Raw genomic sequence first — 14259 nt, forward strand, 5'->3', positions numbered from 1 at the left:
GGCGACAGGATTTTTTAAATCAATCCGTCAGCCTTCAACTTGTCAAACACATGCAAAACGCCAATGACCTGGATAGGTTCTTTCTGGTACTCTTGGTGTGAAAAATAACGAACGGCGCCAATCTCATTACTGGGTTCGATCTGCTCTGTTAATGGGTACAGAAAACAATCCTGTTCCATGATAACCTCTGGCACAAGCCCGTACGCCGGAGCTGTTACATGGCAATAATACGAGATTTTATCCGGATCCAGATTGATATTCAACTCCTCCAAAATCTCGCGACGTAGGGACTGCAGGGCTTCCTCCCCTGCATCAATCTTCCCACCTGGCAGATACCATGCCTTTCTATTGTTGCTATACGCCAATAATAATTTATCTTCCTTAATACTCACTAAACCCGCTGTAGGCAAATATTTTTTTGTTGTCTTGAAATCCATTATACGCTATTACTGATTAAATACGCTAGATGTGAAATTACTTCTTTTACAACATTTATCAAAGCGCAACAGCTCATCTGGAGAATCCTTCGTTAAAACTTCGCAAAAAATCAATACAGCGGGTCCAATCAATATACCGAAACATCATCGGCTAGTTTCTCTTTATGCACAAGCTTCCGTAGACTCTTCAAAAATGTCTCCGCGTGATTCATGGTGAAACAGAGCGGCGGTAATAGGCGGAGGGTATAGCGTCCTGCATATCCTGTAAAAATCTTTTCAGAAAACAAAAGTTCTTCCCGTAGGTGTTGAATATCGTTTTCAAACTCTACGCCAATCATCAATCCTTGCCCCCTCACTTCACTTACGCCATGAATTTTTCTTAATTCTCTCAACAGAAATTCACCTACAGCTGCGGCATTATCAATCAATTGCTCTTTTTGGATGACATCAAGTACAGCCAGTGCCGCCGCGCAAACCACATGACTACCGCCAAAAGTAGTGCCCAATTGCCCCGTGACCGGCTTTATTTTAGGCGAAATAATTGTCGCCCCCATCGGGAGGCCATTTGCAATCCCTTTGGCCACCGTAATTAAATCGGCTTCTATCCCAGCATGCTGATGTGCAAAGAAACGTCCCGTGCGCCCATACCCGCATTGAATTTCATCCAAAATAAGCATAGTCCCAGTTTTCGTGCAGATTGCTCTTACTTCCTGTAAGAAACTAGGACTTGCCCGATGAATCCCCCCGACACCTTGAATAGGTTCAATGATTACAGCGCAGTATTCTTCGGTTTCCAATTGTTTTTTCAAACTGGAGATCTCGTTAAAGGGTGTAAAGACAAATTGTTCACTGTCATTTAATGGTGCACGAATCGACCGGATATCCGTTGCCGAAACCGCGGCTGAGGTTCTCCCATGAAACGCATTTGACATCGCCAATACTTTCCTCCTTCCCGTATGGAACGAAGCTAACTTCAGTGCATTTTCATTTGCTTCGGCCCCCGAATTACTGTAAAAAACAGCATATGTAGGATAACCACAGGCACTGCCCAAACGCTCGGCCAAACGATCCTGAAGATCGTTTGTAACTGCATTTGAATAAAATCCGATCTTATTCATCTGTTGTATAGTTTCTTCAACAACATGCGGATGGCTATGCCCAACAGAAATAACGGCATGACCACCATATAGATCTAAATAGGCCTGCTGCTGTTTATCATAAACAAAGCAACCAAGGGCTCGTTCGATCGCAATATCAACTTTCTCAAAAACGGGAAATGGTTTCATGAATGACTTCGATTAGTAAAACTCAAAAATCAACTTAAATCTCCTTTCATTCCTAGTCCAAGATGGTTATTTATTCCTAGTCCAGCCGTCACGTACAATAAACAAAATAACTCATCTTAAATAGAATAGCGCAGCACTGATCATGCATCATCTATCCGATGTATTTTAATCCTGCAGAACAATTGTATATTTGAACAATTACCCGATACAATAGCCTCATGCTTAGACCTTGGAATTTAACGATAGATATTGACAGATCCTCTTCAAAAGCGATTTACATCCAAATAGCGGATAACATTGCTGCTGATATACAATCTGGTCGATTGGCGAAAGGAACGGCCTTACCCAGTAGCAGATCTCTTGCAGCCCAACTAAAATTAAACCGAAACACGGTAATTGATGCCATACAGTTGCTGTTGAGCGAAGGCTGGCTGGTTAGTCAGGCACGTAGAGGTATATTTGTAGCGGCTCAATTACCTTATGGCTCTAACCTATATGTTGCACAAAAGATCGAATTATCTGATCATCAAGCCCCCACACGTATTATATTCGATGATGGTAATCCAGACAGCAAGATTGCCCCGATAGAACAGCTCGGACGGGCCTATCGTCAAATTTTTAAACGCAGCGCACGTTGGAAAATGATGGGCTATGCCGATCCCCGAGGACATCTTGATTTTCGGGAAGAAATCGCCAATATGCTCAACATCGAGCGCAACATGCACATTGATAAAAATAACCTATGCATCAGTCGTGGAAGTCAAATGGCCATGTACCTGGTCGCCCAATGCCTATTACGGCACGATGATTATATCTTTGTGGAGTCCCCTGGATACCATTCAGCCTGGAAAATCTTTGAAAAAGCTGGTGCGCGATTGATTCCTATCCCTGTCGATACCGATGGTCTTATCGTTGATGAACTTCTCCCACATTTATTGAAAAAAAGCAATATTAGGGCACTGTATCTTACTCCACATCGACAATATCCAACCACTGTGACCTTAAGCAAAGAACGGAGATCACAATTAATAGCATTATCCAACCAACATAACTTCACGATCATTGAGGACGATTACGATTACGAATTTCATTTTGAACAAGCGCCCTATTACCCACTCGCTTCACAGCAGGAACTGATCAATACTGTTTACATTGGTACACTCAGCAAAGTTGTTGCACCAGCACTCCGTATCGGTTATCTGGCGACAAGAAACGAGCAGCTACTCCAGCAGGTTACCGAACTTCGCTACATCATCGATATACAAGGTGACAATATTATGGAGCAAGCTGTCCTGGAACTCATTCAGGATGGAACAATTCGTAGACATATCCGAAAAGCAACGCTGCTTTACAAAAAGAAACGTGATTTCATGATCGCCCAAGTAGACAAATATCTGCAGGATCATGTGAGCTATACTTCTCCACAAGGAGGATTGGCGGTTTGGCTATCATTTAAACATCAGATCGACTGGGCATTTTTATCCCAAAAATTAAGGGAAAGATCAGTCCATATACCGCATCCCGAAAACTACAGCAGAGAAAATATTTTTGGTGGAATACGACTTGGTTATGGATCCTTATCTGAGGAATTGATCGAGGAAGGAATCATCATTTTAGCTGAACTTTTGGAACAGGCGAAACGCTCCTTCCGATGATTTGAAACACAAAAAGCAACTAGACTATTTTGCGAATTGGACGAACATAGTTAGATTAATATTTCGTAAAAACAGGCGCATTCAATATTTAATTCCGCATCATAAAGACCGATTAAAAGATTAGTATAGACAATATGTAAAAAACAGTTAAAAGTGTTGGCAAAACGTAATTTTTTGCCATAAATCATTTTTTTCGCTTATTAATCGCATAAATTAACCGTAGTTTTACGGCGCAAAAAACACACGAGTCATTCCTAATAGGATAGCTATAATAAGAGAGAGAATAGAGTACATTAATTTATGACTGAGAGAATACCCAGCAGGCCGTATGCAGCAATTACTGGTATTGGCGGATATATTCCACCGAATAAGAGATCAAATACAGATTTGGAGCAGTTTTGCGATACATCCGATGAATGGATTATCAAACGTACAGGTATTAAGGAGCGGAGAATTTTAGAAGAAAATCTTGCCACATCAGACATGGCTGTAAAAGCTATACAAGATTTGGCAACACAATATCATAAAAATCTGAACGATGTAGATGCATTAATTGTAGCGACTTCTACACCCGATATGCCAATGCCGGCAACAGCAAATATCATTTTAGAAAAATTAGGTCTTACCAATGTTTGGGCTTTTGATGTCAACGCTGCTTGCTCTGGGTTTTTATATGCCTTAGACATGGCTTCAGCTCTCGTTGAGACAGGCCGTTATAAAAATGTACTCGTAGTCGGTGCTGACAACATCAGTACTTATGTCGATTTAAAAGATCGTTCGACCAATATTCTTTTTGGTGATGGCGCTGGTGTGATATGGCTTGAGCCATCTTTGGAAGGTGGAATTATGGATGCCTATCTATGTAGCAATGGCGCGGGAAAAGAATTCTTAAAAATCGAAGCCGGCGGTTCTTTGTATCCAATCGACAGTAATCTTCCTGTCAACGACAACAGATTCCTGAAACAAGATGGCAAAACTGTATTTAGACATGCTGTTCAGTCTATGAGCGACGCCTGTAATACGGTTTTACAACGCAACAACCTACAGATTGAAGATATCAACTGGTTAATTCCACATCAGGCTAATCAGCGCATCATTGATGCCGTTGGGCGTAGTCTGAATATACCAGAAGACAGAGCATTAAGTAATATCGAATACCTAGGAAATACCATTGCTGCCACGATCCCGTTGTGTATCTGGCAGAATATTAAAAAATTAAATACCGGTGATTTAGTCATGTTAACCGCCTTTGGTGCAGGTTTCTCTTGGGGAGCCAGCATATTTAAATGGATGATTTAAGCGATCAAAAACTTTAGTCGTCATAAAATTCACACTAGTATAAAACGCCAGGAATAAACCTTTTCTGGCGTTTTTCTTTCTTTCCATCTACCAAAACCAGATTCGCCATCCCCCAATAAGAATTGATCTATCTTCCTTTTATAGGCAGAGTAGCGGAGAAAGGAATACGCTAGCGGGGAAAGCACTAAGCTAGCGATAACCCGAAGGGCAAAACATGAAAATACATTGTAGACAAGGCTTACATAACAAGTTATTTTTATATTCAATAATAGGGAGTTTATAGGGACCTTATTCGGACCTTATAGGGACCTCATTCGGATGAACGCGGCTAAAGTCCGATTTATCTCCCAATAATCTACCAATAAAATCAGGATTATTTCATAAACAGTACGCCACTTATCCACTCTTTTTATAGCACAAAAAAAAGGGGCTTTGCGATGCAAAGCCCCCTTTAAAAATCCAATATAAAATCTACGTTTTTAATAATTTAATGACAAGCCCACACCAAAGCCCATATCGCTATCATAATGTGTTCTAAAAGCCATATTTTTGGTGATGACATAATTTAGTCCAGCCATATATTCAAGGTCTGAGTTGACCATAAAATCGCCACGGATCCTTCTAGCGATCGGGATATCCTCACGCATAAGCTGCAATCGCACAATTCCATCGTGATACACCTCTGCCTGAAAATTGACCAACATGGGTAAAGTATACATAAAACCCAGACTTAAAGCTTTGCGACTATCTTTTTTATTGGCCTGTCCAAAAATATTTTTCTCATGTTCATCCTCACCCATTCGACGATAACGATAATCAAAACCGACAAATGGCATAAACCATTGCATCTTCCCAAAGTATCTACCCAAGTGGGTTTCCACTTCATAACCGTGCATATCATTATACCCCAAACGCCATTCTGAACCAAGCTGCCAGCGTGCATTCTGAAACATTGCCTGACCGTCATTTCCATTGGTAGCGAAATCATTTTGCGCCATGAAATGAGTCATATTACTTTCCATCTGCAACTCCTTATAGGCTTTAGCTTTATCTGGAAGATAGGGATTTTTATAATCGTCCACAGCAAAAACGCGGTTCATCCCCGCCATCATATGATACAGGATATGGCAATGAAAAAACCAGTCTCCTTCTTCATTCGCTAAGAATTCGATCGTATCCGTCTCCATGGGCATGATATCCACCACATTTTTCAACGGCGCTTTTGATCCTTTTCCATTTAACAATCTAAAGTCAAAGCCATGCAGATGTATTGGATGACGCATCATTGAGTTATTATAGATGGTAATGCGCAATACCTCGCCCTTTTTTACAGGTATCTTATCCGTTTCAGAAAGAATTTTATTGTCCATGCTCCATACATAACGGCTCATATTTCCCGTAAGGGTAAATTTGAGATCTCGTATCGGCGCTTCTTTAGGTAGTTCAGTAGCTTGAGGAGACTCCAGCATCGCATAGTTGAGCGTGACAATATCGCCTAATGCATTGGCATTATAACGATTGGGATCTTCGTCCATGTTCATTTGTCCATGATTCATACCGCTATGTTTACTGTGATCTTCTTTTTTCTTTCCATCACCTGTGATTTCGGGATACATCACCACATTCATATCCATCTGGTTCAGGCTCATCTTCATGCCCATATCATTGAGATCACCATTCATCTTCATCATATCGTTCATCATCTTCATGCCCTCAAAATATTTAAGGCGGGGAAGCGGGGAAATCAATTGTTTAATACCATTTCCGACAAAATAACTGGCAGATTGTGTTCGATCTTCTGTTGTTGCCATGAATTCGTAAGCTGTACCTTCATTTGGTATGGTTACAACGACATCATAAGTCTCCGATACCGCAATCATTAATCGATCGACCTCCACCGGAACCACATCATTCCCATCATTGGCAACAACGGTAATTTTGCCACCTGCATAGCGCAGCCAAAAATAAGACGAAGCACCGCCATTGGAAATTCGTAAACGCACTTTATCTCCTGCTTTCAAAGCTTTACCATTCACCGACTTTAAATCCGTGGAATGAGCCCCGTTCATCAACACCTTATCATAATAGACATCACTGACATCCATCGCCAGCTGACGTTTCCATTCATTCGTGACTTTCGTCTTAAACTTCCCTTCTTTAATTGCTTCGACGTACGATTGTGTAGACCCTTTTTTTATCGCGGCCCAATCGTTGGCCGTGTGTAGCATTCGCTGAATGTTATCGGGGTTATAATTTGTCCATTCACTTAATATGACCGGAATCGTGGGTAAATCATCAATTCCTTTTCGGAAAGTCTTATCATCTGCACGCTTGTTGAGAATAAGGCTACCATACATACCGATCTGTTCCTGGAGGCCCGAATGCGAGTGATACCAATGTGTACCGTGTTGAATTATCGGAAAACGATAGGTATAAGTCGAATTCGGCTTTATAGGTTCCTGCGTCAGGTGTGGCACACCGTCTTCTTTGTTCGGCAGAAAAATACCGTGCCAGTGCAGCGAAGTACTTTCCTTTAACTCATTGTGAACAACAATTTCCGCCGTATCTCCTTCAGTAAAAGTCAGGGTCGGCATTGGAATCTGTCCGTTTACAGCTATTGCCCGTTTTGATTTGCCGGCATAATTGACAATGGTATCCCGTACATAAAGGTCATGACGAACCACCTTCTGGGCCAGCACTGTCAGTTGTGTCATCAATAGTAAGACAACCGTTAATATATTACTCTTTTTATACATGTTCATTCATTTAATTCATTAGTATTCCATTTCCCATCGGTCCTACGCCATATTGGTAGACCAGTCTAGCACCGTGATGCCCTGTGATAAATAGTGTCACCGATAAACTGATCAACAAAATCAATATCAAATAGTTTATCCAAGCACTTGTATCTTTTCGCAATCCAACAAAATGCAGGACTGTAGTGCTACTTGCAATCCAAAAGCTGATCCAGGCAAAACGTTGATGGATCTCAAAAACCGCGAGGGCCTTTTCATCTGCATCGCCTGAAATATGGGTTGCGGTCTGAATTGCAGCAAGAGCTCCAAGTGTTCCCAGTAATAACAATCCGAAAGTCAGCACAGTGAAAGGACGTCGATGTTTTTTTAACAATAAGGCACCTATATGACTAATCAAGGCCATCAGCAAGAGCACAATCGGAAAATGTACCAATAGCGGGTGTAAGCTGGGCAGTCCTTCGAATAAGCTTTTCATTGTATTAATGTATTGTTTCTACGATAGATCCACAGGTGGCCATTGATTGACCTAAATAAGGATTTTCAATTTTCTTTTGTGTACTCAACCAATTGGCTCCTTTTCCATCACGATACATCGGACAATGCTGATAATAGACTGGAGCTTCAGGTTTGACAGATTTCATCAACACATACGTATTTTTGGAAAGGGTCACAAAGTGCTCTCGCTGATGTTCATTTTCCGTAATCCCAGCAATATGCTCTGTATCGAAAGCCAATTTCCGTTGGTATTCCTTCCAAAGTTTTCCTTGAACAGCATCTAATTGCTCGTTATTAAGTTTTGCAATGGCAGCCTGTATTCCTTTCGCTGCTGTCTGTGCAGCCGCGCCATTATCCTTAACCAATGCATCTTTCAGCGCGAAATAGGCGCTGTATAAGCCTGCAAAGGATTGCTAGCTGCTGTTACATCAACTTTCCCCGCCGATGGTTCTATTTTTGCAGCTGTATTATTTACTCTGGCAGCCTCTTTAGTCAAAGCGCTATCGCCTTTGCTTTTGTCAACATTCGTCGTTGCAGTATCCGCAGCAACAGGGACCGTATGATCTGCATGTGTATTTTTCGATGTTGAATTGTTGCATGCAACGAATATCAATGCGATCGCCACAATTAGCATAAACTTTTTCATAATTACGTGTATTTATAGGTTTAGATTTTTAATATAATTTCGATAGTTTGTTTCGTTTTCAAAATAGGAAACTTCCCCTTGATCGCCGGTAATTGCAATGGAAGCCGTCGCCTTATCCACTTCTTTTTTTGAAAAAGGATCGATGGCTACACGTACCGCAGCTTCTTGCGGTATGCGCTTTTTACACATTTCACAGCAACCATAATAATCCTCACCCTCGTGCCTGACCAGCAATTGTTTTTTCCCCATAAAAGCATCATTCACCATGCAAACTTGTGCTGTAGGGACGAGATCACCCAATTTATATTGAACTGACGGTACAGGCAAACTGATCGCCGGATCAGTCGAAGCTATTTGATCTTCAGCTTTGGTATTTGTTTGTGAACCGCTACAGGCCGTTAAAGACAATACAACAACCGATAGGATAGCTAAGAAATAATTCATAACACAGGCGATTAGTTTAACGTTTCTACTGTACTTCCACAACTAATCATTTGCGCACCAAAGAACGGGTTTTTCACGGCACTCTCCTTACTTAACCAATGTGCTCCCTTGCCTTCATTAAACATGGGGCAATGTTGATAATAAATAGGTCCGTCCAATTTACTCACCTTCAGCAGCTCATACAACGCATTTGAAAGAGATGCAAAAGCCACACGTTGCTTAGCAACATCTTTATTTTTAGTTATACCTGTCGCATCGCTTGCCAGCTTATTCATCACCTTCATCCATACGGTATGTTCATCGTGGCCAAGTTTATTCATATCGACAGCTTTGACTGCTGCTTGAAATGCCTCGGCATGAGCCGCTGCCGCCACCGCATCTGTCTTCACCAATGCATCCTTTAGCGCAAAGTAAGAACTTGCCAACAGTGCAAATGCGGTCTTTTCATCCGCTGCTTTTGAGTTCACCGAAGGCTGAATTGTTGTTTGTACACCCTGACGATGATTCGTATGATCGACCTGCTGTTCAGTATCATTTTTTAATGCTGGTTTTAGGACTCGTTCATATTGTTCAGCTTTTGCCAATTGAACATAAGCATCATCTGGAGCCAGAAATTTTTCATTGTCGAACCCTGCCAATGCAATGCGCTTAAGAACCTCATCCGCGCTTGTTTTTGACGAGTCGTAGGTAACAACCGCCAGTTTGGTTGCCTGATTCCAGTCAACTTTCGCAAATTGTCCGTCCCGACCTTCTTTTTCAATGATCGTTTTAACAGCCGGTGTATTTCCAAAAATCTTTACAGTCGCTGTCTTTGCATTTTTAATTTGTGCATGTGTATGTTGGGTGGATAGTAATACAGGGATTACCAAACCAAGTAATGACATTAATCTCATGATTATCATATGTAGTATATAAAAGAATACCGACGAAAAACCCTTCTACAGCGATTTACTGTATTTGCGTATTGAATCCGATAGATCCAAAGGGATTTTCATAAGCTAAAATAAAACGGGGCTTTGGATAGAGAAACCGATCCAAAAAGACATAGCATGGGCTATCAGTCTAACACTAGGCGATCTGAGGAGGCTGCCAAATGGAAAAATAGGCATCAGCGCAATAAGGCTGTTTATAGCGCGCATAAGCGCTTGATGCATCAGCATATAAGGGTAAAATAAGCTGAGCTTCGATCACTGAAACAATAGGATTACATTGCAGAGAGGTACGGCATGATTTTTCGCCACAATGTTTACCACAGTCATCCGCATGATGATCTGATTTTGGTGATTCAGCTCTTTCATCTTTACAACAATCTGCTGTTTCGACGTCCTTTACCTGTTGTCTTTCATCAAGGCAACATGATTTTTCTTCCTGTTTTGGCTTTTCGGACGGTTCGTGGCAGGCAAATAACCTATACGGTGCTAAGAAAAGCCCCAGCATACAGATTATAAATACGATATTACGTTTTGCCCACATAACGGATTAATTTGAAAAGTAGAGATGTGCTACTTTGGAGATAAATTTCGGTAGAATTTTCGAATGTACAATTGTAATATTTTTTATTTTATTTATAATATTTTGATTTGCTGTATTTCCGATTCTCGGCCTGGCCGCATAAAAACTACTTTTCGAGTCCTTTGATCCAGTTCAGTATCAACAGGCAACCAGGCGCATACACTCCCCCATGATCAAACCCCTGTAGCTGATACAACGAGGTTCTGGTATGCCCTACCTGTTTTAAGACCGCTGCCAAATGGGCGTTTTCTTCAAACCGTGCCGCCATTTCCAATTGTTGATCCCCAGTGATCAGGAGAATTGGCGGTGCATCTTTCCGTGCGAACGAAAGCGGTGCAAAATGATCAATCTGGGGGATCACCATGGATTGCCCACGTTCCTTTTTAATCGTGTAATGCGTATTTGTTTGCCCACTAATCGGTGCCAGCCCTTTTATATTATTTGCATCAACACCAAATTTTTGCAGGTAATGCTTATCCAAACCAACCATTAAAGCCAAATATCCGCCTGCTGAATGTCCCGACACATAAATTTTTGAGGGATCTCCGCCATAGTTTGCAATATGTGAAAATGTCCATGCAACAGCCTCAGCAGCATCTTCGATATAGCTCGGCGCTTTCGCTCTGGGGCTTAGCCGATAATTGACTGCTATAACCGCTACACCTTTTTCTTTAAGTTCAAGTGGAATAAATTTATTTCCCTCCTCTAGTCCGCCGCCATGAAACCATACGATGGTAGCAAAATTTTTACGATCAGTCGGTATATAAATATCCAATTTACAACGTTCTTTCTTATAAGAATCTGGTTCATCTGGTCTACAATAGGCAACGTCGGTTGTCGTTTTATAGTGCTGCGCAAACATCAAACTCGGTGAAAGCAGAAAAAAGAAGATAACAAGCAATTTGGAAGACATATAAATCGGATTTAAGTATTAAATAGCTTAAAGTTAACAAAACTCCATCAAAACCATTTGGTTGCGTTAAAATAAGTTTCAACTTTACACTTTTTATTATATATTGATAATTATCTGGCAACAGATATAACAAAACACAAATTTTCCTGTTATTAACTTAGAAAACATCATAACATTATATGGAACGGATAAAGATTGAAACCCATATCAACGTACGCGTAGAAACGATCTGGAATGCCTATAACTCGGCCGAGGATATCATGCAATGGAATCATGCTTCAGATGACTGGCACTGTACAAGTTCGATCAATGATTTACGTATTGGCGGAAAGTTCAAAAACCGAATGGAGGCAAAAGATGGATCTATGGGCTTTGATTTTGAAGGCAGCTATACCGCGCTTGAACCCTTTAAAAAAATAGCCTATGTTATGCCTGATGGTCGTCATGTTGAAATCAACTTCAATGCAAAAAAGTCTGCTACGGATATCACGATAATTTTTGATGCAGAAACGGAAAATCCTATTGATATGCAACGTAATGGATGGCAGGCCATACTCGAAAATTTCAGATCCTACGTTGAAAACACCTATGCAACGACACAGCTCGGGCAATCGCATGAATGACGATTGAGCTTAGCTTGTCTTTTCATGCGATCATCTTTTAAATAAAGGATATGCTTAGGATTCTTAAAAGTATAGTTATATTTAGCCACTAATTCGTCTCCCCCTTCTTCATAGAAAGCGGAGAACGATACCAACAAAACGCGATAAAAAGATTACATATGACAATAATTAACAATTATGAAGAGTACAAAGCCTTTGAAGGAAAATCATTAGGCGAATCCCAATGGCATGTTATTGATCAAAAACAAATTAATCAATTTGCGGATGCAACCCTTGACCACCAATGGATTCATTTAGATAGTGAAAAGGCCAAAACTGATAGTCCTTTCAAATCGACTATTGCTCATGGCTATCTGACCTTGTCCCTCATTCCTTATTTATGGAAACAAATTGCTGAAGTAAGAAATGTCAAAATGGAAATCAATTATGGGATTGAAAACTTACGTTTTGCACAACCCGTTTTGGTTGACAATGCTGTACAGCTCCATACACAAGTAAAATCGGTTGTCAATTTGAGAGGGGTTGTCAAAGTTACCATCGAAGCTACATTGAAAATCAAAGACAGTGCAAAACCAGCTTATGTGGGTGATGTCATCTTTTTATATCATTTCAATTAATTCCAACCTTAGACTATAGGCCATTAGCGAATTCTTATACATGCGCAATAGCTTTCAAATAAAACTTGTTACAAATCATAAGGAATATCCTTATGATTTGTTGCTTTTGGCAGACGAAACCATTCATGCAATCGACAAATACCTCTATGAATCGCTGGTTTATGTTGTCTATGAATCGGTAAAACCGATCGCTGTTTTCTGTTTGTATCCGGTCAATACAGAGACATTAGAAATTAAAAACATTGCCGTATCACCCGAGTTTCAAGGTATGGGGCTCGGAAGTCAACTACTTGATTTTATCAAGGAAAACTACCGGCAATACCCGAACCTGATTGTAGGTACTGCAGATTGTGGCCTGGCCCAAATTCGCTTTTATGAACGAAATGGCTTTTTTAAATACGCCATCCGTAAAGATTTTTTCATTGAAAATTATGAGCTGCCTATTTATGAAAATGGCCAGTTGTTGAAAGATATGATTATGCTGCGGTATACGTTAAATCCCTAGAGACAAAAATAGATATAGATGAGTACTGGTATTGATAATCCCAACCACAGCACTACTCCTTGTAGTATTGCTTTAAAACCTACTGCCAACAAAACCTCCCTAGACAAACTTGCTCCAATTAAAAACAAAGTTAAGGTAAGCCCCATCTTTGAAATATAGACGACATAGTCTCCTATATGCTGAAAAAAAGGGATATAACTTGTTAAGATAACCGCCAATACAAATAGACCAATAAAATATGGTATTTTAATGCTCGTCCCTTTGGTCTTGAATGCTACAGCACTTAAACAGGCGATCGGAATAATCCATAAAGCTCTAGTTAATTTTACGGTTGTCGCGACCTGTAGTGCTTCATTACCATACTTACTCGCTGCACCAACGACAGAACTGGTATCCTGTATAGCAACCGCACACCATAAACCAAATTGCGTCTGGCTGAGATCAAGCAAATGACCGACAACAGGAAATACAAATAAAGCAATGGCATTCAGTACAAATATGGTCCCTAGCGCCACGCTTACTTGCTTCTCATTGGCTTTTATAGTTGGTGAAACCGCCGCAATAGCACTTCCACCACAAATGGCAGTGCCGACAGAAATCAAATAAGCGGTTACCTTTTCCAACTTGAGTAACCTACCCAATAGATAGCCCAATGATAATGTTCCGAGAATAGAAATAACGGTTAACACAAACCCTTGCTTACCCGTTTGGATAGCCGTATCGATATTCATTCCAAAGCCAAGTCCAACGACAGAAATCTGTAACAAAATCTGTGTTGCCCTGTGGTTGACTGCCAGGAAGGGATGACCGATCCATTGTGCCACAATAATACCCAAAAGTAAGGCAAGCGGAGCTGAAACAAATGGGGTAAGACATAATACAAATAAGAGCATAAAAATGATTTCCCGAACGGAGACCTTTCGATTGAGTAGCTGCTTATAACGAATTGTCGTATTTATTTTTTTGTCCATGACAATGATACATTGATTTGGTACAAAATTGAATAACTCTCAATTATTTTAAAATACACAATTATAAATGAGTCATAACAATTGGTTATAACAAACAACT

General features: G+C 40.5%; 16 protein-coding genes. 5 read left to right on the forward strand and 11 right to left on the reverse strand.

The genetic code is table 11. The annotated features are described in order from the left end of the window. Positions 1-14: 14 nt before the first annotated feature. Together B3E92_RS22885 and B3E92_RS22890 are read right to left on the reverse strand one after the other, a co-directional pair. The gene (locus B3E92_RS22885; RefSeq protein ID WP_070564777.1) at positions 15-437 is read right to left on the reverse strand and encodes an NUDIX hydrolase; all 423 of its coding nucleotides are present in this window, start codon (positions 435-437) and stop codon (positions 15-17) included. A 128-nt stretch (positions 438-565) separates the two neighbouring features. After that, positions 566-1723: an aspartate aminotransferase family protein gene (locus tag B3E92_RS22890; protein WP_201639682.1), complete on the reverse strand. Its 1158-nt coding sequence runs from the start codon at positions 1721-1723 to the stop codon at positions 566-568. Positions 1724-1941: 218 nt separating this feature from the next. Here B3E92_RS22890 and B3E92_RS22895 point away from each other — a divergent pair, with 218 nt between their 5' ends. Together B3E92_RS22895 and B3E92_RS22900 are read left to right on the forward strand one after the other, a co-directional pair. Then, entirely contained in the window at positions 1942-3378 is a 1437-nt protein-coding gene (locus B3E92_RS22895) for a PLP-dependent aminotransferase family protein (protein ID WP_201639683.1), read from the forward strand. 300 nt (positions 3379-3678) lie between these two features. After that, positions 3679-4677, forward strand: coding sequence for a beta-ketoacyl-ACP synthase III (locus B3E92_RS22900; protein WP_046673918.1), 999 nt, complete (start codon positions 3679-3681; stop codon positions 4675-4677). A 479-nt stretch (positions 4678-5156) separates the two neighbouring features. Here the strand turns inward: B3E92_RS22900 and B3E92_RS22905 are convergent, their stop codons facing one another. The 8 genes from B3E92_RS22905 to B3E92_RS22940 all read right to left on the reverse strand — a co-directional run bounded on the left by B3E92_RS22905 (position 5157) and on the right by B3E92_RS22940 (position 11443). Next, positions 5157-7391 carry a multicopper oxidase family protein gene (locus B3E92_RS22905; RefSeq protein ID WP_313418319.1) on the reverse strand — a complete coding sequence of 745 codons (2235 nt, stop codon included), beginning with the start codon at positions 7389-7391 and terminating at the stop codon, positions 5157-5159. A 52-nt stretch (positions 7392-7443) separates the two neighbouring features. Continuing rightward, positions 7444-7908 carry a DUF2231 domain-containing protein gene (locus tag B3E92_RS22910; protein WP_201639684.1) on the reverse strand — a complete coding sequence of 155 codons (465 nt, stop codon included), beginning with the start codon at positions 7906-7908 and terminating at the stop codon, positions 7444-7446. A gap of 4 nt (positions 7909-7912) precedes the next feature. Beyond that, positions 7913-8293: a DUF3347 domain-containing protein gene (locus tag B3E92_RS22915; RefSeq protein ID WP_286898429.1), complete on the reverse strand. Its 381-nt coding sequence runs from the start codon at positions 8291-8293 to the stop codon at positions 7913-7915. Positions 8294-8301: 8 nt separating this feature from the next. Then, positions 8302-8574 (reverse strand): hypothetical protein, encoded by a 273-nt coding sequence (locus B3E92_RS22920; RefSeq protein WP_070564756.1) that lies wholly within the window; start codon positions 8572-8574, stop codon positions 8302-8304. Between the two features lie 12 nt (positions 8575-8586). Next, the gene (locus B3E92_RS22925) at positions 8587-9018 is read right to left on the reverse strand and encodes a hypothetical protein (RefSeq protein WP_201639686.1); all 432 of its coding nucleotides are present in this window, start codon (positions 9016-9018) and stop codon (positions 8587-8589) included. An 11-nt stretch (positions 9019-9029) separates the two neighbouring features. Next, on the reverse strand, positions 9030-9911 hold the full coding sequence (locus B3E92_RS22930; RefSeq protein ID WP_201639687.1) for a DUF3347 domain-containing protein: 882 nt from the start codon (positions 9909-9911) through the stop codon (positions 9030-9032). 175 nt (positions 9912-10086) lie between these two features. Then, positions 10087-10491: a hypothetical protein gene (locus B3E92_RS22935; RefSeq protein WP_046673913.1), complete on the reverse strand. Its 405-nt coding sequence runs from the start codon at positions 10489-10491 to the stop codon at positions 10087-10089. A 145-nt stretch (positions 10492-10636) separates the two neighbouring features. Further along, on the reverse strand, positions 10637-11443 hold the full coding sequence (locus B3E92_RS22940; RefSeq protein WP_046673912.1) for an alpha/beta hydrolase: 807 nt from the start codon (positions 11441-11443) through the stop codon (positions 10637-10639). Positions 11444-11622: 179 nt separating this feature from the next. Between B3E92_RS22940 and B3E92_RS22945 the strand changes: the two genes are divergently transcribed. The 3 genes from B3E92_RS22945 (at position 11623) to B3E92_RS22955 (ending at position 13188) form a co-directional block, all read left to right on the forward strand. Beyond that, the gene (locus tag B3E92_RS22945; protein ID WP_070564744.1) at positions 11623-12066 is read left to right on the forward strand and encodes an SRPBCC domain-containing protein; all 444 of its coding nucleotides are present in this window, start codon (positions 11623-11625) and stop codon (positions 12064-12066) included. 158 nt (positions 12067-12224) lie between these two features. Next, complete coding sequence (locus B3E92_RS22950) at positions 12225-12683, forward strand: MaoC family dehydratase (RefSeq protein ID WP_046673910.1); 459 nt, start codon at positions 12225-12227, stop codon at positions 12681-12683. A gap of 40 nt (positions 12684-12723) precedes the next feature. Beyond that, complete coding sequence (locus tag B3E92_RS22955; RefSeq protein WP_070564741.1) at positions 12724-13188, forward strand: GNAT family N-acetyltransferase; 465 nt, start codon at positions 12724-12726, stop codon at positions 13186-13188. Here B3E92_RS22955 and B3E92_RS22960 read toward each other — a convergent pair. Further along, positions 13185-14159, reverse strand: a complete 975-nt coding sequence (locus B3E92_RS22960; RefSeq protein ID WP_286898430.1) for a YeiH family protein — start codon at positions 14157-14159, stop codon at positions 13185-13187. The genes B3E92_RS22955 and B3E92_RS22960 overlap by 4 nt on opposite strands. Positions 14160-14259: the final 100 nt, after the last annotated feature.

Source organism: Sphingobacterium sp. UBA6317 (genome assembly GCF_002440385.1).
GTDB classification, from domain to species: domain Bacteria; phylum Bacteroidota; class Bacteroidia; order Sphingobacteriales; family Sphingobacteriaceae; genus Sphingobacterium; species Sphingobacterium multivorum.